This is a genomic window from Phytohabitans sp. LZ39 (assembly GCF_059359075.1).
The window spans coordinates 690,525-714,360 of sequence record NZ_JCADBM010000001.1; the positions used below are offsets into that span (position 1 = coordinate 690,525).

Here is a 23,836-nt window from a genome sequence, read left to right on the forward strand (position 1 = left end):
AGATGCGTCATGAGGAAGATCAGCGCTGGGCTTTTCATCTCGCTCGACGGTGTCGTCGAGGCGCCGGACCAGTGGCACTTCCCGTACTTCAACGACGAGATGGGCGTGGCGGTCGACGGGCAGCTGGGTGCGGCCGACACGCTGCTGATCGGCCGGGTGACGTACGACAGCTTCGCCGGTGCGTGGCCGGAGCGGGAGACCGCGGGTGACGAGGACGCGCTGTTCGCCAAGAAGCTCGGCGACATGCGCAAGATCGTGGTGTCGCGGCAGCCGCTGGAGTTCACCTGGCGCAACTCGGAGCTGCTCCAGGGCGACCTTGTCGAGGCGGTGACCGCGCTGAAGAACGAGCCGGGCGACGGCGCGATCGGCATGAGCGGGTCGGTCTCGGTCGTGCGCCAGCTGCTCGCGGCGGGCCTGATCGACGAGCTGCACCTGCTGGTGCACCCGATCGCCGTGCGCAAGGGCATGCGGCTCTTCGACGAGGGCGACGCTCCCATCCCGCTCGACCTCTTGTCGTCCGCGACGTTCACGACCGGCGTGCTCTACCTCGTCTACGGGCCGGGCCAGGCGCGCGAAGGTGGCTACGAGGAGGCTCGGGCGCAGCTCCCCGCGGAGTCATAGCTGCTTGCGGTAGAGGAAGAACACGCGCTCGATCCGGGCGCCCACGGCTGACGCGTAGAAGGGCACCGGGCCCACCCATCCGATCTGGGCCTGCTCGTAGCCGGCGTCGCGCAGGTCGCGGAGGCATCGGCGGAGCAGCACGCCGCCGATGCCGAGGCCCTGCGCGGCCGGCGCGGTGCCCATCGGGCCAAACCAGCTCGGCCGCGACGAGCCGTAGGCGGCGAACCCGAGCACTTCCGCCTCGCGGAGCGCGATGTGGCAGCCGGCGCCCGGCCGCCCGACCGAGTCGGAGACCTCGCCGGCCCAGCTGTCGCTGAAGTTGGCTTCGGCGAAGTCGACGAGCGCGGGTACGTCGCCCGGCTCCGCGCGCCGGATCGTGACGCCGCTCGCGGCCAGGCGCTCCTCGGCGGCCTCGGTGGGGCGGAGGCCGGTGAGGTCGGCCGTCATGTTCCAGGCGGTGCGGTCCTGCTCGTACCCGAGGGCGGTGGCGGCGCACACCGCCGGCGTGTAGCGGACGTCGATGCCCGGCCAGGCGTAGTACGGCGGGTTGCCGGCCAGCAGCACCTCGACCGCGCCCCGGCCGGCCAGCGCGCCCTCGGCGCGGACCAGCAGCGCCCGCCCGATGCCCTGCCGCCGGGCGGCCGGCCGCACCGCGATCAGGTCGACATGGCCGATCGAGTCGTCACGCTGCGAGCTCGACCCGAGCACCACGCCGGCGAGCTCGCCGTCCGCGGTGGCGACGAAGCCGATCCCCGGCTGCTCGCGTATCCGGGCCACGATCCGGTCCGCCTCCGCGGCGTCTTCCGGCAGGTCCAGCGCCTCGCGGCAAAGGTCGACCACGGCGGGTACGTCGGCGTCGGTCAGGGCGGCGATCGAAAACTCCACGATCGCCGACACTAACCGGCGGTCAGGACGCCGTGCGCGCCGCCTGCACCGCGGCGTACGCGTCGACCATCCCAGCGCCGGTCACGTCGACCGGGGCGCACTCGCCACTGCTGTCGCCGGGAGTGGCGGGCACCGCGGTGTCGCGCAGGATCTCGCGGGTACGGGTGAGGTCGCCGATCAGCCGCGGGTTGGCCGACCACATCAGCGCCACCACGCCGGCCACGTGCGGTGTCGCCATCGAGGTGCCGCTCAGCTCGGCGTACCCGCCGCCGGGCATCGCCGACAGGATGTCCTCGCCGGGCGCCACCACGTCCGGCTTGGCGAGGTCGGCGCCGGTCGGCCCGCGGCTGGAAAACTGCGTGACCTCCTTGCGCCGGTCGACCGCGCCGACGGTCTCCACGTCCGGGTACGGGGCGGGCGGGTCGTCGACCGAGCCGCAGAACGGGCCGGTGTTGCCGGCCGCGACCGCGAAGAAGACGCCGGCGGCCGCGAACGCCGCGGTCGCCGCGCGCAGCGCGCCCTCGTCACAGCCCTCGATCCGCGGGCAGCCCCACGAGTTTGTGAGGACGTGCGGGGCCCGCTCCGGCCGGCCGTCGGTGAAGGCGTTGCCCCCGAACGGGAACGGCGCCAGCATGAACTGCATGCAGTCGAGATAGCGGGCCGGGTTGCCGAGGTTGCGGTCGAGGTTGACACAGCCGACCCACTGCGCGCCGGGCGCGACCCCGACGGTGCGGCCCACGGCCGAGCCGAGCGTGTGCGTGCCGTGGCCGCCCCGGTCGGTGGGCGTGCGGGTGCCGTTCCACGGGTCGTACCAGGAGTCGTCGCCGCCCCGGAAGTTGCCGGACAGCGCGGGATGCCGACCGTCCACACCGGAGTCCGAGGTGCCCACCACCACGCCCGAGCCGTTGATGCCGAGCTGGGTGGCGGCACGGTCGGCGCCGATCAGCGAGATGTTCCACGGCGGGGCGGAGGGTGCGGGCTCATCGCCGTGCGCCACGCCGGGCTCGGCGGGCAGGGGGCGCAGCCGCTGGCTGAGCAGCACCCGGTCGACGTCGTGGCGCCGGGACAGCCACGCGCGGACGGCCGGCCCGCCGTCCACTTCCATGCCGTTGACGAGGTAGTACGGCGTGTAGTCCAGGTGCCAGCGGTCGAGCGTCTTACGCAGGTCGGCCTGGCTGCTCTGGGCATGCTCGACAAGCCGGCGGTAGACGTCGGCGACGCGCGCCTCGCGGCTCGCGGTGGCCACGCCGGTCAGGTCGGCCTGCGACTTGAGGATGACGAAGAGGCGTTCGCCGTGCAGGCCGGGCTGCCCCGGGCCCAGGTAGATCGCCCCACCGGTGATTGCGAGGAGCACGACCGCCCCCGCACCGACCCACCGTCCGGCGAGCCGGGTGCGTGCCAGCGTTGTGCCGGTTGACGCTCGCTCCGCTCCCGCAGTGCCCGGGGTGCTGGCAAGGTCCGCCCTCGTCGCTGCGCTCCTCGGGCCGGACCTTGCCAGCACGAGGGCGTACCCGATGCCGATGACGAGTGCGACGGCGAGTGAGACGGCGGCGGCGATGGCCGCCCAGACGGGCAGATCCCGCCCGGTGCTGAGCAGCAGCGTGATTTCCTCCGGATCGGCGAACGCCAGCGGGCCCAGCGCGGCGACCGCGACCAGCGGCCCGGCGCCGCGCAGCGCGGCGGCCGCGAAACCCAGCGGCGGCAGCACCAGCATCGCGGCAAGCTGGGCGCCGGCCTGGCCCACGCCGGCGGCGAGCAGCAGGAGCGCGACACCGGCGATCAAGCCGCCGAGCACGACGCCGTAGCGCTCCCAGAAGCCGGCGTTCAGGATCGCGGCGGCGAGCCAGCCGACCGCCGCGGCCGCGAGCACCGCGAGCACCGTCTCCGCCAGCCCGCCGAGTGCGCCGATCCACAGCCAGGGGAGCAGGACGGCGAGCCCGCCGGCGAAGCCGAGAGCGGGCAGCGAGGGGCGGCCGTGCAGGAGAGCGGCGGCACCCGCGGCGGCGAGGGTGAAGAGGGCGAGGTAGAGCTCGTTGCGCGGCTCGGGCACCGCGCGCAGCAGGCCGAGGCCGGCGAGCGCGGCGGCGCCCATCAGCCACACGCGGCCGGCGGTGCGTATCGCGGGGGAGCGGGGTACGAACGCCAGGATGACCGCGGGCGTGCCGGCCAGCACCGCGTTGACGACCGCGACGACCGGCCAGGTCCAGGTCGGCGTGTCCAGCCCGGTCACCAGCAGCACCTGGTCGGCCAGCCAACCCACCGCCTGGCTCAGGACGGTCACCACGACCGCCCACACACCGATCGCCGCGGCGGCGGCCACCACCCACGGGCTGGTGGGCCTTTCTGGCACCGGGGAGGGATACGCCATGAGCGAAACAGTACGGCCGGTTACCGTGGACGGGTGCGAGACCCTGCTGTATCCCGGTACGCCGCCAGCGAGCTCTCACCGGAGCGCCGCGCCGCCGACGTTCACCGGCTGCGGACCGAACGCTTCGATGTGCTGGTCATCGGCGGCGGCGTCACGGGCGCGGGCGCCGCGCTGGACGCCGCGTCCCGCGGGCTCAAGGTCGCGCTGGTCGAGGCCCGTGACCTCGCGTCGGGTACCTCCAGCCGGTCCAGCAAGCTGATCCACGGCGGCCTGCGTTACCTGGAGCAGCTGGAGCTCCACCTCGTGCACGAGGCGCTCACCGAGCGCGGCCTGCTCGCCACCCGCCTCGCCCCGCACCTGGTGCGTCCGGTGCCGATCCTCGTGCCGCTGCCCGGCGGCCACTCGCCGCGGGAGTTTCCGGCCCGTGCCTGGCGCCGGGCGTACTACGGGGCGGGTGTCGCGGCGTACGACGTGTTCGCGGGGCTTTTCGGCGGCGGGCGGGGTATGCCGCTGCACCGCCATCTGACCCGCGACGGTGCCCGCCACGTCTTCCCGAGCCTCCGCCCGGACGTGATGGCCGGCGCGGTCCGCTACTACGACGGGCAGGTCGACGACGCCCGCCTGGTGGTCACGCTCGCGCGTACCGCGGCCAGCCTCGGCGCGGCCGTCGTGACCAGCGCCCGTGCCGTCGGCATGGTGCGGCAGGCGCGGGAGGTGACGGGGGTACGGGTACGTGATCTGGAGTCGGCCACGGGCGAGTTCGAGGTGCGGGCGCGCACCGTGATCGCGGCGACCGGGGTGTGGAGCGACGACATCTCCGCGATGCTCGGCGACGTGGGTGTGCGGCCCGGGCTGCGGGTGCGTGCCTCGAAGGGCGTACACGTGGTGGTGCCCCGCTCGGCGATCACCGGCGACGCGGGGCTGATCCTGCGCACGCCCACCTCGGTGCTCTTCGTGCTGCCGTGGGGCGGCCACTGGATCATCGGCACCACCGACACCGACTGGCAGCTCGACCGCGACCACCCGGCCGCGTCGGCGCGTGACATCGAGTACCTGCTCGACCAGGTCAACGCCGTCCTCGACCGGCCAGTGTCCACATCGGACATCGAGGGCGTGTACGCCGGGCTCCGCCCGCTGCTGTCCGGCGAGGCCGACTCGACGTCCAAGCTCTCCCGCGAGCACGCCGTCGTCGAGCCGATGCTCGGGCTGATGCTGGTGGCCGGCGGCAAGTACACGACCTACCGCGTGATGGCCGCCGACGTGGTCGACCGGGCGGCGCGGCGGCTCGGCGTGCGCGTGCCCTCGCGCACCGCGGACCTGCCCCTGCTCGGCGCGGACGGATACCCGGCGATGTGGCGCGACAGGCTCGACCTGGCCCGGCGGCACGGCGTCCAGGCCGGGGTGCTGGAGCACCTGCTCGAGCGGTACGGCACGCTGGCACCGCAGCTGATCGCGATGATCCACACCGAGCCGGCGCTAGCCGCGCCACTGGCCGGTGCGCCGGAGTACCTCGCGGCCGAGGTGGCGTACGCCGCCCGTGCCGAGGCCGCGCTGCACCTCGACGACGTGCTGACCCGGCGCACGCGGATCTCGTTCGAGACGCCCCACCGTGGCACCGAGTCGGCCCAGCACGCGGCCGAGATCATGGGTGTGGTGCTGGGCTGGGACGCCGACACGCAGGCCCGCGAGGTGGAGCACTACCTGGCCCGCGTCGAGGCGGAGCGGCAGTCGCAGAAGATGCCCGACGACGCCACGGCGGACGCGGCCCGTCTCGGCGCGCCGGACGTTCGCGGCGGGAGCCCACTGGCCTCGTAAGCGGAACCGGGTGGGCGTACCGTCCGTCCCATGAGGATGGCCTATGGGCGTCTATGTGTGCTTGTGGTGCTCGCGCTGGCCGCCTGCACGGCGGATCCGACCGCCAGCCCCGCTCCTTCCCCATCGCCATCGTCCTCGCCGTCGCCGTCCTCCCTCGCGCCGCCGACCACGGCCGGGCCCTCGCCGACGGCCAAGGCGGCTGGTGTGACCGTGGAGCGGACCGGCGGCTTCGTGGGCATCGACCAGAACATCAGCGTCGAGCCGGACGGGCGGTGGACGTACTACCGCAGCCGCGTCGGCGCGGGCGGCGGCACGCCAGTGCGCGGCCGGCTCAACGAAGCCCAACTCGCCGACCTCCAGGCGCTCCTCGCCGACCCCGATCTGGGCCGCGAGGCGAGCGAGCCGGCTGAATGCGCGGACGGCTTCACCTACACGCTGGTAACCGGACCGACCAAGATCCAGTGGGCCGACTGCGGCACCGGCTCCCCACCGACAGCGATGCGCATAGTCGACCTGCTGTCCACCAGCACCGCGTTCTAGAGGGCTTCGGGGTCAGGGTCGCCGCTCGTCGTGGCGTTGCATCGAGGCAGATTTGCCCACGTCCGTGTCAGCTGCGGACCGTATGCTCCCGCGGGCACCGCTCCCGGCCGGCGGCTCGCAGCGCTCGCCGAAATCCCCGGCCGTCCACTGCCAGGTCCGCGGGACAAGCCCCTATCTGCGACACCCTGACGGTGTGTCACCAAGTGGCGCGGCGACCACCGCACCGACCCGCGGGCACCCCGTCCGACAAGGTCCCGCCGGGCTTGCGGCGCGGACCTGGCAGCGCGGGTCGGGGGTCTCGGCGAGCGCCAGCTCGCCGCCGACCCGCGCGTACTCCGGCGGGAGCGGCGGTCCGCAGCTGACGCGGACCCGGGAGACCTGCTCCGAAGGGGGTCCGATTTAGAGGACCTTGCCGGGGTTGAGGAGGCCGTCGGGGTCGAGGGCGGACTTGATGGCCTGCTGCACGCGCACGCCCACCGGGCCGATCTCGCGGGCCAGCCACTCCCGTTTGAGCAGGCCGACGCCGTGTTCGCCGGTGCATGTGCCGCCGAGCGAGAGCGTCAGCTCCACGATGTCGTCGAACGCGTGCTGGCAGCGTGCCACGCTCGCCGGGTCGGCGCGGTCGACCACGATGTTGGGATGCATGTTGCCGTCGCCGGCGTGGCCTACCACGCCGATCGCTACGCCGCGCTGGGCGGCGATCCTTTCGGTGCCGTCGAGCAGGGTGGACAGCGCCGAGCGGGGCACGGCGACGTCGTCGATGATCAGGCCGCCGTTGCCTTGGGGGAACATCTCGGCCGCGTACTTCTCCATCGACGCGTGTGCCAGCCGGCGTGCCTGTAACAGCTGGGCGGCCTCGATCGAGTCGGTGGCCGCGTACACCTCGTCGGCGCCGGCCTCCTCGCACAGCGCGGCGATCCGTTCGAGGTCGGCGGCGGCCCGGCCACCGGTGTCCGAGGCGGCCAGCAGCAGCGCCTTCGCCTCGGTGCGCAGGCCCATCGGCTGGTACGCCTCCAGCGCGATCAAGTGGGTCTGGTCGAGCAGCTCCAGCAGGCTCGGCGAGAGGCCCTGCGCGGCGATGGCGGCGACGGCGGCACCGGCGGCGGCCGTGGACGGGAAGAGGGCCACGAGCGTGAGCGACTCCTCGGCGGCCGGGCGCAGGCCCACGGTGATCTCGGTGATCACGCCGAGCGTGCCCTCCGAGCCGACGAAGAGGCGGGTCAGGTCGTAGCCGGCCACGCCCTTGGCGGTGCGCCGCCCCGTGCGCAGCACCTCGCCGGAGGCGAGCACGACCTCAAGCCCGAGCACGTACTCGCTGGTGACGCCGTACTTGACGCAGCACATGCCGCCCGCGTTGGTGGCCACGTTGCCGCCGATGGTGGACGACTCCCACGAGCCGGGGTCGGGCGGGTAGCGCAGGCCGTGCCGGGCCACCTCCGCCGCGAGGGCGGCATTGACCACGCCGGGCTGGAGCACCGCGATGCGGTTGACCGGGTCGACCTCGAGGATGCGGTCCATGGCAACGGTGGAGAGGACGATTCCGCCCTCCACCGCGTTGGCGGCGCCGGCCAGGCCGGTGCGGGCGCCCTGCGGCACGAGCGGCACGCGATGCTCGGCGGCGATCCGTACGACGGCGGACACCTGCTCGGTCGTGCGCGGGCGTACCACCACGGCCGGCAGGCCCGCCGCGACAAGGTCGGCCTCGTCGCGCGAGTGCCCCATGAGCAGGTCGGGGTCGGTCAGGACGGCCTCGGCGGGGAGGGCGGCACGCAGCGCGTCGAGCAGGTCGGCCATGTCTCGGAGGCTATCCCGCCGGGTTACGGTGGCCCCATGCTCTACGTCGACCCGCCCGCCTGGCCAGCGCGGGGGCGGCTGTGGTCGCACCTGGTCAGCGACGTGTCGTACGAGGAGCTGCACGCGTTCGCGGAGATGCTCGGCGCGCCCCGGCGCGGGTTCGACCGCGATCACTACGACCTGCCGGCCGAGCGGGTGCCGATGGCGGTGTGGCTGGGCGCGCGGCTCGTCACCAGCCGGGAGATCGTCCGCCTCCTGCGTGGCGCCGGCCTGCGCCGCCCGAAGCACCTAAGCCAGCGCGCGTAGCTCGCGCTCAAGGTTGGCCCGCGCCGGTGCCTCCCAGCGCTCGGCCAGCGCGGGGCGGCGGTAGAGCGCCGGCAGGTCGAGCAGGCTGGTGAGCACGGCCGCCCGCCCGGCCCGGAAGAGTTCGTCGGGCACGTGCGCGTACTCCCGGCGCACCGCGGCGGCGTAGGCGTCGTACTCGGCCGGCGGGCGGGCCAGCACCGCCAGGTCCGCGTCGCACAGCAGCTCGCCGTCGCCGTCGCCGGGCGTCACCGCGTGTCCGGCGGTGAGCAGCACCAGCCGCGCCACCTCGGCGGCGACCGGCTCGGGTACGCCCAGCGTGGCAAGCTCGGCGCGGGCGAGCGCGGCGCTCTCCCGCTCGTTGGCGTCGCCCGGTGAGCGCGGGTCGTACACGGCGTCGTGGTACCAGGTCGCCAGGCGTACCGGGTCGCCGCCGCCCTCGGCGTCCACGATGGACAGCATCGCGGCGAGGTGGTCGACGGTGTGGTAGTGCCGCTGCGGCTCCCGCCAGCGGGCGAGCAGGGCCTCGCCGGCCGCGCTCAGGGCCTCGTCACCGGCCGTCGCACCGGCACCACGCGCCGCTGCGACCCAGCGCTCAACAAGCGTCATGTGCCGATCATGCCGGTAGTCTCCCGGCATGAGCGGGAGCCGGGAGGCTACGGACCGCGACCACGACGGCGGACGAGCGCCGAGCGGCGGAGCGGGGTAAGCATGGCGCTGGCGACCGATGGGCTGGCCCGGCGCACCGGCGCCCACCTGCGTGACCGCGTCCGGCGCGTGCGGATGAACGTGCTGCTCGCCCTCCAGACCGGGATCGCCGCCGGCCTGGCATGGCTGATCGCGCACGAGCTGATCGGCCACCGCGCGCCGTTCTTCGCGCCGATCGCGGCCGTGGTCACGCTGGCCGTGTCGGTGGGCCAGCGGCTGCGGCGCGCGTTCGAGCTGGTCTTCGGCGTGGCCATCGGCATCGCGGTCGGTGACGTGCTGATCTACCTCATCGGCAGCGGGCCGTGGCAGATCGGGCTCGTGGTCACGCTCGCGATCGTGACGGCGATCTTCGCCGGCGGCGGGTCCGCGCTGATCACCCAGGCCGCCTCGTCCGCCGTGCTGGTCGCCACGCTCACCCCGCCGACGACCGGGATCTCCTACGACCGCTTCGTCGACGCCCTCGTCGGCGGCCTCGTGGGGCTCGGCGTGATGGCGCTGCTGCTCCCGCTCAACCCGTTGACGGTGGTGGGTCGCGCGGCCGGGCCGGCCCTGGACGTACTCGCGGACGGCCTGACGGAGACCGCCGACGCGCTGGCGGCGCGCGACGGTGACCAGGTGGAGGCGGCGCTGGCGCGGCTGCGGGCGGCGGAGGGCGACCTCCGCGCGCTCCAGGAGGCGATCGAGGCGGCGAGCGAGACCGCGGCGCTGGCACCGGTGCGATGGCGGACCCGGGGTGCGCTCAACCAGTACATCGACGCGGCCGAGCACGTCGCGCGGGCGCTGCGCAACAGCCGGGTGTTGCTACGGCGGGCGCTGGTGCTCGTGCGTGACGGCGAGGAGCTACCGCCGGCGCTGGTCGAGGCCGTGCGGGCGCTCGGCGAGGCGGTGACCTGGCTGCGCCGGGAGCTGGCCGACGCGGTCGAGCCGGTGGCCGCCCGCGAGCGGGCGCTGCGGGCGGCGAGCGAGGCCGGCGTCGCGTACGCGGAGGGGGTCGGCTTCTCCGGGAGCGTCATCGTCGCCCAGGTCCGCTCCACGGCCGTCGACCTGGTGCGGGCGACCGGCCTGGAGGCTAAGGAGGCCAACCGCCTGGTCCGGCGGGCGGTCGGCCGGCACGTCCCGGCGGACCCCCGCTGACGCTCGGGGGCGAAAGCTAGGCTGGGCGGCATGAGTGACGTCGCGGCGGCGCCGCCGTCCCGGCGGTCGGCGGTCCGGCGCGGCCTCCAGGTCGGTGCGGTCATCCTTTTTATCGCGGTCTGCGCGATCGTGATGCTGGGCTTCCTGGGCTACAACATCGGCGTCACCGCGCTGATCGTCGGCCTCGTGGCGGCCGTGCTGCCGGTGCCCGCGCTGGTCGCCTGCTTCCTGTGGCTCGACCGGTACGAGCCGGAGCCGGCCAAGTACCTCGTCTTCTGCTTCGCCTGGGGCGCGTTTCCCTCGACGCTGGCCGCCCTGACCGTCAATTCCAGCGCCGCTGCGCTCTTCGAGCGGTGGGGCATCCCGGACGCGCTGGTGGCGGTGCTGGTCGCCCCGTTCATCGAGGAGACCGGCAAGGCGCTCGGGCCCTTCCTGCTGCTGTGGCGGCGCCGGCGCGAGTGGTCCGGCATCACCGACGGCATCGTCTACTGTGGCCTGTCGGCGCTCGGCTTCGCCATGGTGGAAAACATCCTCTACCTCGGCGGCCACGGCTACGCGTCGGGCGCCGACCAGTACGGCCCGGCGACCGGCGCGCAGATGGTGTTCGCCCTGTTCATCGGGCGCATCCTGCTCTTCGGCTTCGCCCACCCGCTCTTCACCTCGATGACCGGCGTGGGGCTGGGCATCGCCGCCCGCACCGGCGAGCGGCACATCCGGTGGATCGCCCCGCTCGCCGGCCTGCTGCTCGCGATGATCCTGCACGGCTCGTGGAACCTGATCCCCACGCTCGCCCAGGCCACCGGCGAAAACCTCATCCTGCTGTACGGGTTCATCGGCGTGATGGTGCCGGTGTTCTTCGGCATGGTCGGCTTCGCGGTGTGGCTGCGCAGCTGGGAAGGGCGGCTCACCGAGCGCACCCTCCCGGAGTACGTGCGGGCCGGCTGGCTTTCCCCGCCCGAGGTCGCCGCGCTCGGCAGCCTGGGGCGGCGGCACTCCGCCCGGCGGTGGGCGCGGCGGGTGGCCGGCGAGGCCGGGCTGAAGGCGATGCGGGGATACCAGTTCGCCGCGACCCGGCTGGCGTTGCTGCGCGACGGGATGCGCCGGGGGCTCTACCGTGCACCTGACGAAGTGGAGCGGGCGCTCGCGGAGGAGCGGCAGCTGCTGGAGGCGATCACCGGCTACCGCCAGGCGTTCGCGGGGCGCGACCCGCAGGCGCCGGTGGCCCGCTGGGATGGCGCCCGCTACGCGGTGACGTTTCCGGACGGGGTGGCCCGCACACTCGAGCCGCCGGACGAGCCGGTGGTGCCGATCCCTGTCGTGCTGGCTCCGCCACCGCCGCCGCCACCGGCCCCCTACTACGGGTACTACCGGCCTTACAGGTAGAGGCCGGTCGCGTCGGGCTCGACCCGCTGGGCGGCCACGGCGTGCACGTCGCGCTCGCGCAACAGCACGTACTCCCGGCCGTGCAGCTCGACCTCGGAGCGGTCGTCGGGGTCGAAGAGCACCCGGTCGCCGGCCACTATCGAGCGCACGTGCGGCCCGACGCCGACGGCGGTGGCCCACGACAGCCGGCGTCCCATGACGGCGGTCGCCGGTATCACGATGCCAGCTGTCGACCGGCGCTCGCCCTCGTTGCCCTCTTGGCGAACGAGAACACGGTCATGCAGCAGCCGGATCGGCAAGCCCGGATCGAGGTCGGGATCGGCGGTCACGTACGGAACGCTACAGCCTCCCGATGTGGGGGAGAACTCAGGGACGAATGGACCGGGCTGAGAGGTTCGTGCCCGATACGGTAGGGAACGTTGTGGCAGCGGAGGGGGTGTTTCGTGAGTCGGGTCGAGCGGGTGCGGGCTAATCTGCGCCGGGCGTACGAGGCGGGTCGCGAGACCGTGCGCGCGCGCCGCGAGGAGGCACGCCGCGCCGCCGAGGCGGGTAACGGCAACGGTGCGTTCCGTGAGGAGGAGCCGCCCGTCACGACCCCTCCGGATGTGCACTCGACGACGGCGAGCCGCGACGACGGCGAGGTGCCCCGCTCCCTGCGCATCGCGGCGGCGTGGTCGTGGCGCCTGATCGTCCTGGGCATCATCGTGTGGGCGCTGGTCCAGGTGATCAGCCGGGTCCACATCGTGATCATCCCGCTGGTGATCGCGCTCCTGCTCTCCGCGCTGCTGTCACCGGCCGTCCGCTGGCTGCTGCGCCTCGGCTTCCCCCGCTCGCTCGCCACCGCGGTCGTGCTCATCGGCGGCCTCGCCGCGGTCGCCGGCACGCTGACGCTGGTCATCACCGAGTTCATCGACGGCCTGCCCCAGCTCAGCGACAGCGCGACGCAGGGCATCCGGCAGATCCAGGACTGGCTTCAGACCGGGCCGCTGCACCTGTCCGACAAGCAGATCGACAGCTACGTCGACACCGCGGAAAAGTGGCTCGACGACAACACCGAGTCGCTCACCAGCGCCGGCGTCTCCACCGCGACCACGCTCTTCGAGGTGCTCACCGGGATGTTCCTGGTGCTCTTCTCGACGTTCTTCTTCCTCCGCGACGGTGGGCGCATCTGGCGCTTCATAGTGCGGATGCTGCCGCTGCGGGCCCGGTGGCAGGTCGACGACGCGGGCCGGGCCGGCTGGCTGACGCTGGTGGCATACGTGCGGGCGACGGTCCTGGTGGCGTTCATCGACGCGGTGGGCGTGGGCGTGGCCGTGTGGATCCTCGGCGTGCCGTTCCCGCTGCCGCTGGCCGCGCTCGTCTTCCTCGGCGCGTTCATCCCGATCGTCGGTGCCACCCTCTCCGGCGCGGTCGCGGTGCTCATCGCGCTCGTCGACCGCGGCTGGGTAAGCGCGCTGATCCTGCTCGGCGCGGTGATCGCGGTGCAGCAGCTCGAAGGCCACGTGCTCCAGCCGCTCATCATGGGCCGCGCGGTGGCGATCCACCCGCTCGCCGTAATCGTGGCGATCGCCGCCGGCGTGGTGCTGGCCGGCATCGTGGGCGCGCTGGTGGCGGTGCCGCTGGTCGCCGTCCTCAACACGGCCATCCGTCGCCTGAGCAACCCGCGCCGTCCGGAGGTGCCCCCCGAGGCGGTCGTGGTGAAGGCGACGCCGCCCTAGGGCGCTAGCTTTCGCGGAGGCGTTTGAGGGCGCCGAGGGCGACCTCGCGCTTCGTCGTATACCAGAACGGGGGCAGCGACTTGCGCAGGAAGGGACCGTAGCCGCGGGCCGTCTCCAGCCGCGAGTCGAGCACCGCCACCACGCCCTTGTCGCCGTTTGAGCGGATCAGCCGGCCCACGCCCTGCGCCAGCCGGATCGCCGCGATCGGCACGCTCACCGACGCGAAGCCGGATCCGCCCTTCGCGTCGACCGCCGCCGCGCGCGCCGCGGCCAGCGGCTCGTCGGGGCGTGGAAACGGCAGCCGGTCGATGACCACGAGCTGGCAGGAGTCACCCGGCACGTCGACGCCCTGCCACAGCGACATCACGCCGAACAGGCAGCTGGCCCGCTCCTCGCGGAAGCGGCGGACGAGCAGCGGCAGCGCCTCCTCGCCCTGGAGCAGCACGGGCAGGTCGGTCTTGGCCCGTAGCAGCTCCGCCGCCTGCTGGGCGGCCCGGCGGGAGGAGAAGAGCCCGAGTGTGCGGCCGCCGAGCGCGCCGACCAGCGCGAGCAGCTCCTCACCGGCGGCGTCGGGCAGGCCGGAGGCGGCGGGCCGGGGCAGGTGTGAAGCCACGTAGAGGATGCCCTGCCGCGGGTAGTCGAACGGCGATCCGACGTCGAGCGAGTGCCAGTCGCCGTCGTCGCCATCTTTGCCGTCGGGCGCCGCCAGCCCCAGCGCCCTCGCCACGGTCTCGAACTGGCCGCCGAGCGTGAGCGTGGCCGAGGTCGCGACGACCGTGCGTTCGTCGTACAGGTGGGTGGCGAGCGTGCCCGCCACGGAAAGTGGCGCGACCACCAGCGCGCGGCGGCTGCCGACGTCTGGCTTTTCCACCCAGGCCACGTCGTGGGCCGCCTCCTCCAGCAGGCGCTGCGCGGTCTTGGAGAGCTCGTCGAGCACCGCCTTGGCCTGCTGCTTGCGGACCGGGTCGGGGTCGTCGGACTTGATGTCGCCGATCGCTTCGAGCCCGGTGCGGGTCGCCGCGTCGAGGAGCGTGCACGCACCGCTCAGCGCCGGCGGCAGCCCGGTCGTGATGCGCCCGGCCGGCGCCTCGGCGAGCCCGACCGTGAGCGCGTCGCCCGCCTCGGCAAGCGCCTCGTATGCCTCCGGAGAGATGAACGTGCGGGCGCGTCGCGCCGCCCGGTCGACCATGTCGGGCGTCAGCTCGGCCTGCGCCGCGGACGAGACGCGATCGGCCAGCTCGTGCGCCTCGTCGACGACGAGCAGCTTGTGTGGCGGCACGATGTGGCGCCCGGCCAGCATGTCGACGGCGAGCAGGCTGTGGTTGGTCACCACGATGTCGGCCTCGCGGGCCCGCGCGCGGGAGGCCTCGGCGAAGCAGTCCCCGCCATACGGACAGCGGTTGGCGCCGACGCACTCCCGCGCCGGCATCGACACCTGCCGCCACGCGGTGTCGTCGACGCCCGGGTCGAGCTCGTCGCGGTCGCCGGTGGTCGTCTTCATCGCCCACTCGCGCAGCCGCTGGATCTGCTTGCCCAGCCGGCCCGCCTCACCCAGCCACTTGGTCGCGCCCGGGGCAGGCGCGTCGAAGAGGCCGTCGTCGGGCTCCTCCTCCGCGGAGTTGTCGAGCCGGGCCAGGCACAGGTAGTGGTGCCGCCCCTTCAACACCGCGAACGTCGGCCGCCGGCGCAGCACCGGCTCGACCGCGTCGGCCAGGCGCGGCAGGTCGTGGTCGACGAGCTGGGACTGGAGGGCGAGCGTGGCCGTGGAGACCACGACGGGCCCGTCGACGAGCAGGGAGGGCGTGAGGTAGGCCAGCGACTTGCCGGTGCCGGTGCCCGCCTGGACGAGCAGGTGCTCGCCGGTCTCGATCGAACGCTCGATGGCCAGCGCCATCTCCTGCTGGCCAGGCCGCGATGTACCACCCGGGACCGCGCCGACCGCCGCGGCCAACAAGTCCGTCGCCGTCGGCTCCTGCCCGCCGGAGCGGGGCTTTGGGGCCGTGGAGGGTGACGGTGGTGCGTTGGTCGCGGTGGTCACCGTGCGACCGTACCCGCCCCCACCGACGCATCCGCGCTTATCCACAAGCGGCGCGCGTTATCCACAGGCCCTTGCCCTGAACGCGACGGCGGGCATCACCCGGAGTGGCGCGGCGATCAGGTGTGGAAGCCGAGACGTCGCAGCATTTGTTCCGGGTCGGCGGCAAAGGACATTAGTTCGCCCAGCTCCCGCGGTAAGAGGTCACCGATTCCGGCCCATGCACGCTCGTGTGCATCCTGCAAAAGATGGCACACCTGGCGTGCGACTTCGTCACTGCCGGCCGCGGTGATCCAGCGATCGGCAAATTCGATCTCGGTCACCTGGCCCGCCTGCGTGGTAATGGTCAATTCGCCGCCTGGGCTGGTCAGGCGTGATTTCTCGGTGAAATGGTGTTCGAGTTGGTGGCGCGCTTCATCGAGCTGGCGCTCGGCATCGTCGAGCAACGGCAGCAGGTCGCGAATCAGGTCCGGGCCGGACACGCCGGCTAGCGACCCGCCGGCCGCCGGTGTGCGGTCGAGCAGTGCCGCGGTCGCAGGCGCGCTGCCCGCCCCCACGGCTTCCACGCGCCGGGCCTGCGCTTCTCCCACCGCGGACAGGATGGCGCGGGCGAGACCGGCCGGATCTGTTTCCTGCCGCCAATCGCGCGACACCACCACGTCTGTGGCACGCCCATGACTGTCCACAATCACACGCACCAAACTGTTTCGATCTTCTCCGGTGTAGCGAAATCGCGGATCGTGCTTTGCGGACAGCCGTGTGGTAAGGGCATCGGCTCGCGCGCGTAGTGCGTCGAGATCGGCGAGGAGTCGGGCACTGTCGTACTCGGACATATCATGGCCTCATCGTCTTTTCGAAGCGCCGCCGGCGAATACTGTACGACAACGGATTGCGAAAAACGAAGTTTCTCGATGGGTGGCCGAGCGGCCGGACAGAGGACGTGCCCATCCACCGATCGGGGCATCGGTTAGGGTTCGGGCATGTCGAGCGACATGGTCCGGGTCGTCTACCGCAAGTACGACGGCACAGCCCACCGTGACTATCCCGCGCGCCGGCTGGCCGAAGACGACCTGGGCACCTGGCTCGGCGTGAGCGCGGGCACCCGCTCCGTCTACCACGGGCGCCCCTCGGTGGAGCAGATCCCGTTCGTGGTGCTGGTGCCGCACGACGCGTGGTGGACCGGCATGTTCAACCCGCCGCCGCGTACCAGCGAGGTGTATTGCGACATCGCCACTCCCGCCGAGTGGGACGGCGACACGGTCCGCATCATCGACCTGGATCTCGACGTCGTGCGGCGGCGCGCGACCGGCGCGGTGGAGCTGCGCGACGAAGACGAGTTCGCCGAGCACCGCGAGCGGTTCGGCTATCCCGCCGACGTGGCCGACAACGCCCAGGGCGCCGCACGGTGGCTCCTCGGCGCGCTCGGCGACGGCACCGAGCCGTTCGCGTCCGCGTATCGAAAGTGGCTGGCCCTGGTCGCCTAGAAGATCCCCGGACCTGTCATCCTGACGCAGCGTCACCGGCGGTTACTCGCGGCGACGAGACCCCTGTTGCCTTCCCGGATCGCCGGTCCGGGAACAGGCATCCTCCGAAAGGTCCGCGCCGGCCGCGGCCCGGGACAGATCTGCCCTTTAGAGGCCCGGCGGTGGCCAGGCCGTGCCCTCGGCGGGCAGCGGCTGCACGGCGGCGGTCTTCTCCGGGCTGATCTGGTTGAAGACGCCGGTGATCCGGCCGTCTGCCACCGCGAACGCCATGACGCCGCGAAACGGGCGCCCGTCTTTGTAGATGCCTTCGACTTGGATGCCGAACCCGCCGTTGACCGCGACCGGAGCCGCCCGGACCTCCAGCATGAACTTGCCGGCCTGCTTGAAGAGGCCGAGCAGGAAGCGGGCCACCTCGGCGGCGCCGGAGAGTGGGCGCCCGGCTGCGGGGAAGGCGCCGCCACCGTCGCCGATCATCACGGCGTCGGGTGCCAGCACCGCCAGCAGCGCGTCGACGTCGCCGGACTCCACGGCGGTGAAGAACGCGGCGACGAGGCGGCGCTGCTCAGCCAGGTCGGCCGTGTGTTTGGGTGGGCCGTCGGCGACCGCCCGGCGGGCCCGTGAGGCCAGCTGCCGGGCGGCCTCCACGGTCGTGCCCAAGGCGTTCGCGATCTCGTCGAACGGCACCGCGAACACGTCGTGCAGCACGAAAGCGATCCGCTGCTCGGGCGTGAGGCGTTCGAGCACCACGAGAAGCGCGATGCTCACTTCGTCGGAGCGGGCCGCCAGCTCCGCGGGGTCCGGGCCGCCGTCGGGCAGGCGGCTCACGAGCGGCTCCGGGAGCCATTGACCTGGGTACGCCTCGCGGCGTACCCGCGCGGAGCGCAGCACGTCGAGGCAGATGCGGCCGACCGTGGTCGTGAGCCAGCCGCGCAGGTCACGGATCTGGGCGCGGGCGGCCGGGTCGGCGAGCGCGTCAGCGTACCGCAGCCAGGTCTCCTGCACGGCGTCTTCGGCTTCGGCTCGGCTGCCGAGCATCCGGTAGGCCACCGCCGTCAGGTGGCTCCGCTCTGCCTCGAACTCCGTGGCGAGATCCCGCACCCGTCCAGTGTTACCCACCTTAGGGTCTATCTGGTGGATCTTGTGGGGCTGCGGCGGCGGGCCCAGGCGACGGCCAGCGGCATCCCTGGACCGCCGCCTGGACCTCGCCTCGCACCCACAAGATCCACCAGATAGACCCTAAAGCGGCGCAGACGCCCTGGGTAAGCGATGATCGGTGGATGACGTCTGTACCTGAGCTGCTGCGCGTCGGTCCGGCTGTTGATCTCAAGGACATCGACCCGAGCTCCACACCCGGTCTGCCCGGCCGTAGGGTGACCGGCAAGGACCCGAAGGGTTGGGCTCGCGAGCAGCTCGGGTCTCTGGGCGTCGAGCTCGCGCGCCAGCAGGAGATGCTGTTCGCGGCCGCGAAGGCCGCCGGCGACCGCCGCCGGCTGCTGCTGGTGCTCCAGGCGATGGACTGTGGCGGCAAGGACGGCACCATCAAGAAGGTCGCCGGCGCGATGAACCCGCTCGGCCTGCACATCGTCGGCTTCGGGCCGCCGACCGAGGAAGAGCTCAAGCACGACTTCCTGTGGCGGATCCGGCGCGCCCTGCCGCCCGCCGGGCTGGTGGGTGTCTTCAACCGTTCGCACTACGAAGACGTGCTCGTCGCGCGGGTCGCCTCGCTCGTGCCGGAGCGGGTGTGGCGGTCGCGGTACTGGCAGATCAACGGCTTCGAGCGCGAGCTGGCCAACGAGGGATTCACGCTCGTCAAGGTCATGCTCCACATCTCATACAGCGAGCAGCGCGAACGCCTTCTGGAACGGTTGACCGACCCGACCAAGCACTGGAAGTACAATCCGGCCGATGTAGACGCCAGGTCCCGGTGGACGGACTATCAGGCGGCCTACAACGATGCGCTTAGCCGCTGCTCGACAGACCATGCCCCGTGGTACGTCGTGCCGGCCGACCGCAAGTGGTACCGCGACTGGGCAGTCGCGAACATCGTGCTGGAGGCGTTGAAGGATATGCGTTTGTCGTACCCCGAAGCTGACTTCGACCTCGACGCGGAGCGTCGGCGGCTGGAAGCGGACCGCGCGCCGGCGATGGCCTCGTGAGGTTCTCCTTCCGGCCCACGGAGGGCGCCTTCTACGAGCTTTTCACCAAGGCTGCGCAGAATCTGGTCCGCGGCACCGAGTTGCTCAACGAGCTCGCGCTCCCCGGCGTCGACGTGCAGTCGGTCAGCGAGCGGCTCACCGAGGTCGAGCACGACAGCGACCAGATCACGCACGAGCTGTACCAGAAAATCAACTCCTCGTTCATCACGCCGTTCGACCGCGAAGACATCTACCGGCTCGGCTCGCAGCTCGACGACGTGATGGACCACCTGGAGGCGGTCGGAAGCCTGCTCTACCTCTACGGGCTCACCAAACTCCCCTCGCTGCCCCGCGAGATGCACGAGCTGATCGCGGTGCTCGACGAGCAGGCCAAACTGACCGCCGACGCGATGCCCCGGCTGAAGACGATGAAGGCCCTGGAGGACTACTGGATCGAATGCAACCGGCTGGAAAACAACGGCGACCGCGCGTACCGGATGCTGCTGGTGCGGCTCTTCTCAGGTGAGTACGACGCGTTGACCGTGCTGAAGATGAAGGAGGTCGCCGACGAGCTGGAGGCGGCCTGCGACGCGTTCGAGCACGTGGCCAACACGGTCGAGACCATCGCGGTCAAGGAGTCTTAGCCGTTGAGCGGGGAGCTCGTCGCTGTCCTCGCGGTGATCGTCATCGCGCTGGCGTTCGACTACACGAACGGTTTTCACGACGCGGCCAACGCGATCGCGACGAGCGTCTCCACGCGCGCCCTCACGCCGCGGGTGGCCCTGCTGATGGCCGCGGTCGGCAACTTCGTGGGCGCACACTTCGGCGCCGGCGTGGCCAAGACGGTCGGTGCCGGCCTCGTCGCGCTGCCGACCGGCCGGGACAGCCTCGGCATCGTCTTCGCCGGCGTGCTCGGCGCGATCGTGTGGAACCTGATCACCTGGTACTTCGGCCTGCCCTCCTCGTCGTCACACGCGCTGATCGGCGGGCTGGTGGGCGCCACGCTCGCCGCCTCCGGCACCGTGCTGTGGCGCGGGATCGTCGAAGACGTGATCCTGCCGATGATCCTGTCGCCCCTCGTCGGCTTCGTGCTGGGCTTCCTGGTCATGCTCGCCATCCTGTGGATCTTCCGGCACGGGCATCCGGCCAAGCTCAACCGTGGATTCCGTATCGCACAGACCGTCTCCGCGGCCTTCATGTCCGTCGGCCACGGCATGCAGGATGCCGCGAAGACCATCGGCATCGTGGTGCTCGCGCTCTACGTCGGCAGATACCAGGGGAGCCCCGAGCATATCCCGGAGTGGACATTCTGGGCCTCGGCGACCGTGCTGGCGCTCGGCACGTACGCGGGCGGCTGGCGGATCATCCGCACGCTCGGCCGCAAGATCGTCGACCTCCGCCCGCCGGAGGGCTTCGCGGCGGAGACGGTGGCCAGCTCCGTGCTGTACTTCAACGCGCTCGTGCTGCACGCACCCATCTCCACCACCCACACGATCACCTCGGCGATCATGGGCGTGGGTGCGACCAAACGCCTCTCCGCGGTGCGGTGGGAGGTGGCGGGCACGATCGTGGGCGGCTGGGTGCTGACCTTCCCCGCCGCCGGCCTGATCGCGAGCCTCGCGTATCTGGTGGTCCGCCCCCTCTTCTGAGCGGCCTGGTGCGGTTGGCCCACAAACGTTGGCCGGCTTTCGCCGGACCGGCGAAGGTGGTGGCCTACCGCACCAGAGCTTTCGGAGTCAGGGTCGCCGCCGCCCTAGGGTCACTTTCCCAGGGCAGATTTCCCCCGTCCGCGTCAGCGGCGGACCGTATGCTCCCGCGGGCACCGCTCCCGGCCGGCGGCTCGCAGACCGAGCCGAGATCCCCGGCCGTCCACTGCCAGGTCCGCGAGCCAAGCCCCGAAGGATCTCGCGGCCCACCCCCGGCCGCACCTCGCGGCCGTTACTGTCGGCGACGAAGCTCCGCTGTCCGCCCTCGCGCCGATCCGGCAACAGACATCGTGGGCAAATCGTCACCCCGCAAGGGGTGACGCGACCAACCGCGAAGGGTGAGGCCGCGGGAGCAGCGGTCTGGACCACGACGGACGTCGCGGTAGCTCAAATCTCCGTCCTCACAGGAATTCAGGGCTAGCCACCCCGACAAAAGGTCCTTAGTACGAGACGCCGATCTGCTCGCGGATCTTGTCGAGCAGCTCCATGACCTGGATCGTCGCCGCGTGCGGCACGAGCGGGCTCTCGGTCAGCCCTTCGCGGAGGCAGCGCTGCACCTCCGCGGCCTCGTACCGGTAGCCGAGGCCCTCGCGCGGCACCTCCACGACCTCCGGCTCCGCGCCGTCCCGGTGCAGCGTGAACCGGTCCGGCCGGAAGAACGGCGGGTCGAGGACGATCCGCCCCGTGGTGCCGCTGACCGTGGCACCGAGCGCGGTCTGGCCGAGCATGCCGCTGGTGAGCGCGGCCAGGGCTCCCGAGTCGTACCCGAAGATGATCCCGGTGTTTTCGTCTGTGCCCTCGGGACCGATCTTGGCCCAGGCGCGCACGTGCTCGGGCATGCCGAGGATCAGGTGGGCGAAGCTGACCGGGTAGACGCCGAGGTCGAGCAGCGCGCCGCCGCCCAGCTCCGGCGCCCGCATCCGGTGGGTCGGCTCGAACGGGCCGGCCACGCCGAAGTCCGCGTGCACGCTGATCACCTCACCGATCGCGCCGTCGCGGATCAGCTCGACCATCCGCAGCACGCTCGGGTTGCACCGCATCCACATGGCCTCCATCAGGAAGAGGCCGCGGTCGCGGGCCAGGTCGATCAGCTCGACCGTGGTGGTCAGATCCAGCGTGAACGGCTTTTCGCACAGCACCGCCTTCCCGGCCTCCAGCAGGATGCGGGTGGCGGCGTAGTGGGCGGAGTGCGGCGTGGCCACGTAGACGACCTCCACATCGGGGTCGTCGGCCAGTTCGCGCCACGACCCGTACGCCCGCGGGATGTCGTGCTTGCCGGCGAACGCCTGCGCCGACTCGGGCGACCGAGACCCGACGGCCACGATCTCCGCGTCCGGCATGAGCTTCAGGTCGTGTACGAAGGCGGTGGCGATGCCACCGGTGGCCAGGATCCCCCAACGCGTGCGCTCACTCATGACTCGCGATCGTACGGGCATACTGGGGCCGATGACTGACGTGGACGGGTGGCGGCTGCCGGAGGCGTTGGTCGCGCAGGTGCGGCGGTTCGAGGCCGGCGAGAGCGGGCCGGCGCCGCCGCCGCGGCTCGCCGCCACGGTCGTGCTGTTGCGGCCCGCCGGCGGTGGCTTCGAGGCGTACGTGCTGCGGCGGGCGGCCTCGATGGCGTTCGCCTCGGGGATGTACGCCTTTCCGGGTGGCGGGGTCGACCCGGCCGACGCCGGTGCCGATATCGGCTGGGCCGGGCCGCCGCCGGAGCAGTGGGCTTACCGTCTCGGGCGCCCCGCGGGTGAGGCGCAGGCGGTGGTGTGCGCGGCCGTGCGCGAGGTCTTCGAGGAGTCCGGCGTGCTGCTCGCCGAAGGGGCGGGCGGTGACGATCTGGAGGCCGACCGCCAGGCGCTCGTCCGCCGGGACGCCAGCCTGGGCGAGCTGCTGGCCCGGCGTGGGCTCGTGCTCCGCTCGGACCTGCTGGGCGCGTGGGCGCGCTGGGTCACGCCGGAGTTCGAGCCCCGGCGCTTCGACACCTACTTCTTCGTCGCCGCGCTGCCCGAGGGGCAGCTGGCCCGCGACGTCTCGGGCGAGGCCGACCTCACGATGTGGGTACGGCCGGCGGACGCGGTCGCGCGCTACGAGGCCGGCCAGATCGCCATGCTGCCGCCTACCGTCGTGATGCTGCGTGAGCTCGCCGGGTACCCGGACAGCGCGGCGGTGCTGGCGGCGGCGGCCGCGCGGGACGCGGCGACGGCCGTGACACCGCGCGCGGAGATCGCCGCCGACGGCACCGTGCGGCTGCGGATCACGTAAAAGCAAGCGGCCGGGCGACCCGCGGGCCGCCCGGCCGTAAGCCGGTGGAGCGGGTCAGCCGAAGCGGCCGGTGATGTAGTCCTCGGTGCGCTTGTCGCTGGGGTTGGTGAAGAGCTTGCCGGTCTCGCTGAACTCGACCAGCCGCCCGTGCCGCACCTGCTTGTCGTCAACCTCGGCGGTGAAGAACGCTGTGTAGTGGCTGACGCGGGCGGCCTGCTGCATGTTGTGCGTGACGATGACGATCGTGTACGACTTCGTCAGCTCGTGCATCAGGTCTTCGATCTTGCCGGTGGCGATCGGGTCGAGCGCGGAGCAGGGCTCGTCCATCAGGATCACGTCCGGGCGGACGGCGATCGTGCGGGCGATGCACAGCCGCTGCTGCTGACCGCCGGAGAGGGAGAGGCCGCTCTGCTTGAGCTTGTCTTTCACCTCGTCCCACAGGGCGGCGCCGGTGAGCGCCTCCTCGACCTGGTCGCTGAGGTTGCCCTTGATGCCGTTGATCCGCAGCCCGTACGCCACGTTGTCGAAGATGGACTTCGGGAACGGGTTGGGCTTTTGGAACACCATGCCGATGCGGCGGCGCACCTGGATCGGGTCGACATCCTTGGCGTAGAGGTCCTGGCCGTGGTAGGTGACCTTGCCGGCCACGCGGGCGCCGGGGATCAGGTCGTTCATCCGGTTGAGCGAGCGCAGGATGGTCGACTTGCCACAGCCGGACGGGCCGATCATGGCGGTGATCTGGTTTTGGCGAATCGGCAACGTGGTGCCGCGGACGGCCTCGTAGTTGCCGTAGAAGACGCTGACGTCACGCAGGTCCATGACGGGAGCGCCGGCTGCCTGCGGCGTGTCGACACCGACGGCACCCCAACCGCTGCTGGGCGCGCCGATGCTGACAGAGGGGCGGTCGCTGGCGGTCACTGTCTCCACCTTGGGGTCGGGCCTGGTCAT

General features: G+C 72.2%; 21 protein-coding genes and 1 pseudogene. 12 read left to right on the forward strand and 10 right to left on the reverse strand.

Translation table 11 applies throughout. The annotated features are described in order from the left end of the window. Positions 1 to 9: 9 nt before the first annotated feature. On the forward strand, positions 10 to 621 hold the full coding sequence (locus AC5L36_RS03175; RefSeq protein WP_441220146.1) for a dihydrofolate reductase family protein: 612 nt from the start codon (positions 10 to 12) through the stop codon (positions 619 to 621). On the opposite strand, the gene AC5L36_RS03180 is transcribed toward AC5L36_RS03175, so the two are convergent. Further along, positions 616 to 1,506, reverse strand: a complete 891-nt coding sequence (locus tag AC5L36_RS03180; protein WP_441220147.1) for a GNAT family N-acetyltransferase — start codon at positions 1,504 to 1,506, stop codon at positions 616 to 618. The two genes, AC5L36_RS03175 and AC5L36_RS03180, sit on opposite strands and share 6 nt — an antisense overlap. A 22-nt stretch (positions 1,507 to 1,528) precedes the next feature. Further along, positions 1,529 to 3,874: a S8 family serine peptidase gene (locus AC5L36_RS03185; protein WP_441220148.1), complete on the reverse strand. Its 2,346-nt coding sequence runs from the start codon at positions 3,872 to 3,874 to the stop codon at positions 1,529 to 1,531. A gap of 33 nt (positions 3,875 to 3,907) precedes the next feature. Between AC5L36_RS03185 and AC5L36_RS03190 the strand changes: the two genes are divergently transcribed. Then, on the forward strand, positions 3,908 to 5,689 hold the full coding sequence (locus AC5L36_RS03190; protein WP_441220149.1) for a glycerol-3-phosphate dehydrogenase/oxidase: 1,782 nt from the start codon (positions 3,908 to 3,910) through the stop codon (positions 5,687 to 5,689). A gap of 30 nt (positions 5,690 to 5,719) precedes the next feature. Continuing rightward, positions 5,720 to 6,229 (forward strand): hypothetical protein, encoded by a 510-nt coding sequence (locus AC5L36_RS03195; RefSeq protein ID WP_494907381.1) that lies wholly within the window; start codon positions 5,720 to 5,722, stop codon positions 6,227 to 6,229. A 399-nt stretch (positions 6,230 to 6,628) separates the two neighbouring features. Here the strand turns inward: AC5L36_RS03195 and AC5L36_RS03200 are convergent, their stop codons facing one another. Continuing rightward, positions 6,629 to 8,023 (reverse strand): FAD-binding oxidoreductase, encoded by a 1,395-nt coding sequence (locus tag AC5L36_RS03200; RefSeq protein WP_441220151.1) that lies wholly within the window; start codon positions 8,021 to 8,023, stop codon positions 6,629 to 6,631. A 36-nt stretch (positions 8,024 to 8,059) separates the two neighbouring features. Here AC5L36_RS03200 and AC5L36_RS03205 point away from each other — a divergent pair, with 36 nt between their 5' ends. Beyond that, positions 8,060 to 8,329, forward strand: coding sequence for a DUF4031 domain-containing protein (locus tag AC5L36_RS03205; protein WP_441220152.1), 270 nt, complete (start codon positions 8,060 to 8,062; stop codon positions 8,327 to 8,329). On the opposite strand, the gene AC5L36_RS03210 is transcribed toward AC5L36_RS03205, so the two are convergent. Further along, positions 8,312 to 8,935, reverse strand: a complete 624-nt coding sequence (locus AC5L36_RS03210; protein WP_441220153.1) for an HD domain-containing protein — start codon at positions 8,933 to 8,935, stop codon at positions 8,312 to 8,314. The two genes, AC5L36_RS03205 and AC5L36_RS03210, sit on opposite strands and share 18 nt — an antisense overlap. A 102-nt stretch (positions 8,936 to 9,037) precedes the next feature. Here AC5L36_RS03210 and AC5L36_RS03215 point away from each other — a divergent pair, with 102 nt between their 5' ends. Both AC5L36_RS03215 and AC5L36_RS03220 read left to right on the forward strand, forming a co-directional pair. Next, complete coding sequence (locus tag AC5L36_RS03215; protein ID WP_441220154.1) at positions 9,038 to 10,168, forward strand: FUSC family protein; 1,131 nt, start codon at positions 9,038 to 9,040, stop codon at positions 10,166 to 10,168. A gap of 33 nt (positions 10,169 to 10,201) precedes the next feature. Further along, positions 10,202 to 11,551 (forward strand): annotated as a pseudogene (locus AC5L36_RS03220) (PrsW family intramembrane metalloprotease); the annotation flags it as partial. On the opposite strand, the gene AC5L36_RS03225 reads toward AC5L36_RS03220, so the two are convergent. Then, complete coding sequence (locus tag AC5L36_RS03225; protein ID WP_441220155.1) at positions 11,542 to 11,880, reverse strand: GroES family chaperonin; 339 nt, start codon at positions 11,878 to 11,880, stop codon at positions 11,542 to 11,544. The pseudogene AC5L36_RS03220 and the gene AC5L36_RS03225 overlap by 10 nt on opposite strands. Positions 11,881 to 11,970: 90 nt before the next feature. Between AC5L36_RS03225 and AC5L36_RS03230 the strand changes: the two genes are divergently transcribed. Then, a complete protein-coding gene (locus AC5L36_RS03230; protein ID WP_441220156.1) occupies positions 11,971 to 13,269 on the forward strand; it encodes an AI-2E family transporter in 1,299 nt (432 codons plus the stop codon). Positions 13,270 to 13,273: 4 nt separating this feature from the next. On the opposite strand, the gene AC5L36_RS03235 is transcribed toward AC5L36_RS03230, so the two are convergent. Together AC5L36_RS03235 and AC5L36_RS03240 are read right to left on the reverse strand one after the other, a co-directional pair. Continuing rightward, the gene (locus AC5L36_RS03235) at positions 13,274 to 15,163 is read right to left on the reverse strand and encodes an ATP-dependent DNA helicase (protein ID WP_441220225.1); all 1,890 of its coding nucleotides are present in this window, start codon (positions 15,161 to 15,163) and stop codon (positions 13,274 to 13,276) included. A 260-nt stretch (positions 15,164 to 15,423) separates the two neighbouring features. Then, on the reverse strand, positions 15,424 to 16,137 hold the full coding sequence (locus AC5L36_RS03240; RefSeq protein WP_441220157.1) for a hypothetical protein: 714 nt from the start codon (positions 16,135 to 16,137) through the stop codon (positions 15,424 to 15,426). Between the two features lie 147 nt (positions 16,138 to 16,284). Between AC5L36_RS03240 and AC5L36_RS03245 the strand changes: the two genes are divergently transcribed. Further along, entirely contained in the window at positions 16,285 to 16,788 is a 504-nt protein-coding gene (locus AC5L36_RS03245) for a DUF402 domain-containing protein (RefSeq protein WP_441220158.1), read from the forward strand. Positions 16,789 to 16,935: 147 nt separating this feature from the next. On the opposite strand, the gene sigJ is transcribed toward AC5L36_RS03245, so the two are convergent. Next, complete coding sequence (sigJ, locus tag AC5L36_RS03250) at positions 16,936 to 17,886, reverse strand: RNA polymerase sigma factor SigJ (RefSeq protein ID WP_441220159.1); 951 nt, start codon at positions 17,884 to 17,886, stop codon at positions 16,936 to 16,938. A gap of 179 nt (positions 17,887 to 18,065) precedes the next feature. Between sigJ and AC5L36_RS03255 the strand changes: the two genes are divergently transcribed. From AC5L36_RS03255 to AC5L36_RS03265, 3 genes are read left to right on the forward strand one after another with little or no spacing between them, the layout of a single operon-like run. Then, on the forward strand, positions 18,066 to 18,944 hold the full coding sequence (locus AC5L36_RS03255; RefSeq protein ID WP_441220160.1) for a PPK2 family polyphosphate kinase: 879 nt from the start codon (positions 18,066 to 18,068) through the stop codon (positions 18,942 to 18,944). After that, complete coding sequence (locus AC5L36_RS03260; protein WP_441220161.1) at positions 18,941 to 19,567, forward strand: DUF47 domain-containing protein; 627 nt, start codon at positions 18,941 to 18,943, stop codon at positions 19,565 to 19,567. The genes AC5L36_RS03255 and AC5L36_RS03260 overlap by 4 nt, the downstream gene beginning before the upstream one ends. 3 nt (positions 19,568 to 19,570) lie before the next feature. Further along, complete coding sequence (locus AC5L36_RS03265; RefSeq protein ID WP_441220162.1) at positions 19,571 to 20,572, forward strand: inorganic phosphate transporter; 1,002 nt, start codon at positions 19,571 to 19,573, stop codon at positions 20,570 to 20,572. A 497-nt stretch (positions 20,573 to 21,069) separates the two neighbouring features. Here AC5L36_RS03265 and AC5L36_RS03270 read toward each other — a convergent pair whose 3' ends face one another. Beyond that, positions 21,070 to 22,044, reverse strand: a complete 975-nt coding sequence (locus AC5L36_RS03270; protein ID WP_441220163.1) for a Gfo/Idh/MocA family protein — start codon at positions 22,042 to 22,044, stop codon at positions 21,070 to 21,072. Positions 22,045 to 22,075: 31 nt separating this feature from the next. Between AC5L36_RS03270 and AC5L36_RS03275 the strand changes: the two genes are divergently transcribed. Continuing rightward, positions 22,076 to 22,888, forward strand: a complete 813-nt coding sequence (locus AC5L36_RS03275; protein WP_441220164.1) for an NUDIX hydrolase — start codon at positions 22,076 to 22,078, stop codon at positions 22,886 to 22,888. Between the two features lie 54 nt (positions 22,889 to 22,942). On the opposite strand, the gene pstB is transcribed toward AC5L36_RS03275, so the two are convergent. Then, complete coding sequence (gene pstB, locus AC5L36_RS03280) at positions 22,943 to 23,836, reverse strand: phosphate ABC transporter ATP-binding protein PstB (RefSeq protein ID WP_441220165.1); 894 nt, start codon at positions 23,834 to 23,836, stop codon at positions 22,943 to 22,945.

Excerpts from the sequence above, each read along its gene's own strand:
- AC5L36_RS03175 (WP_441220146.1), top strand. The coding sequence starts at position 10 with ATGAGGAAGATCAGCGCTGGGCTTTTCATCTCGCTCGACGGTGTCGTC.
- AC5L36_RS03185 (WP_441220148.1), bottom strand. The coding sequence starts at position 3,874 with ATGGCGTATCCCTCCCCGGTGCCAGAAAGGCCCACCAGCCCGTGGGTG.
- AC5L36_RS03195 (WP_494907381.1), top strand. The coding sequence starts at position 5,720 with ATGAGGATGGCCTATGGGCGTCTATGTGTGCTTGTGGTGCTCGCGCTG.
- AC5L36_RS03200 (WP_441220151.1), bottom strand. The coding sequence starts at position 8,023 with ATGGCCGACCTGCTCGACGCGCTGCGTGCCGCCCTCCCCGCCGAGGCC.
- AC5L36_RS03205 (WP_441220152.1), top strand. The coding sequence starts at position 8,060 with ATGCTCTACGTCGACCCGCCCGCCTGGCCAGCGCGGGGGCGGCTGTGG.
- AC5L36_RS03210 (WP_441220153.1), bottom strand. The coding sequence starts at position 8,935 with ATGACGCTTGTTGAGCGCTGGGTCGCAGCGGCGCGTGGTGCCGGTGCG.
- AC5L36_RS03215 (WP_441220154.1), top strand. The coding sequence starts at position 9,038 with ATGGCGCTGGCGACCGATGGGCTGGCCCGGCGCACCGGCGCCCACCTG.
- AC5L36_RS03235 (WP_441220225.1), bottom strand. The coding sequence starts at position 15,163 with ATGGCGCTGGCCATCGAGCGTTCGATCGAGACCGGCGAGCACCTGCTC.
- AC5L36_RS03240 (WP_441220157.1), bottom strand. The coding sequence starts at position 16,137 with ATGTCCGAGTACGACAGTGCCCGACTCCTCGCCGATCTCGACGCACTA.
- AC5L36_RS03245 (WP_441220158.1), top strand. The coding sequence starts at position 16,285 with ATGTCGAGCGACATGGTCCGGGTCGTCTACCGCAAGTACGACGGCACA.
- AC5L36_RS03255 (WP_441220160.1), top strand. The coding sequence starts at position 18,066 with ATGACGTCTGTACCTGAGCTGCTGCGCGTCGGTCCGGCTGTTGATCTC.
- AC5L36_RS03270 (WP_441220163.1), bottom strand. The coding sequence starts at position 22,044 with ATGAGTGAGCGCACGCGTTGGGGGATCCTGGCCACCGGTGGCATCGCC.
- AC5L36_RS03275 (WP_441220164.1), top strand. The coding sequence starts at position 22,076 with ATGACTGACGTGGACGGGTGGCGGCTGCCGGAGGCGTTGGTCGCGCAG.
- pstB (WP_441220165.1), bottom strand. The coding sequence starts at position 23,836 with ATGACCAGGCCCGACCCCAAGGTGGAGACAGTGACCGCCAGCGACCGC.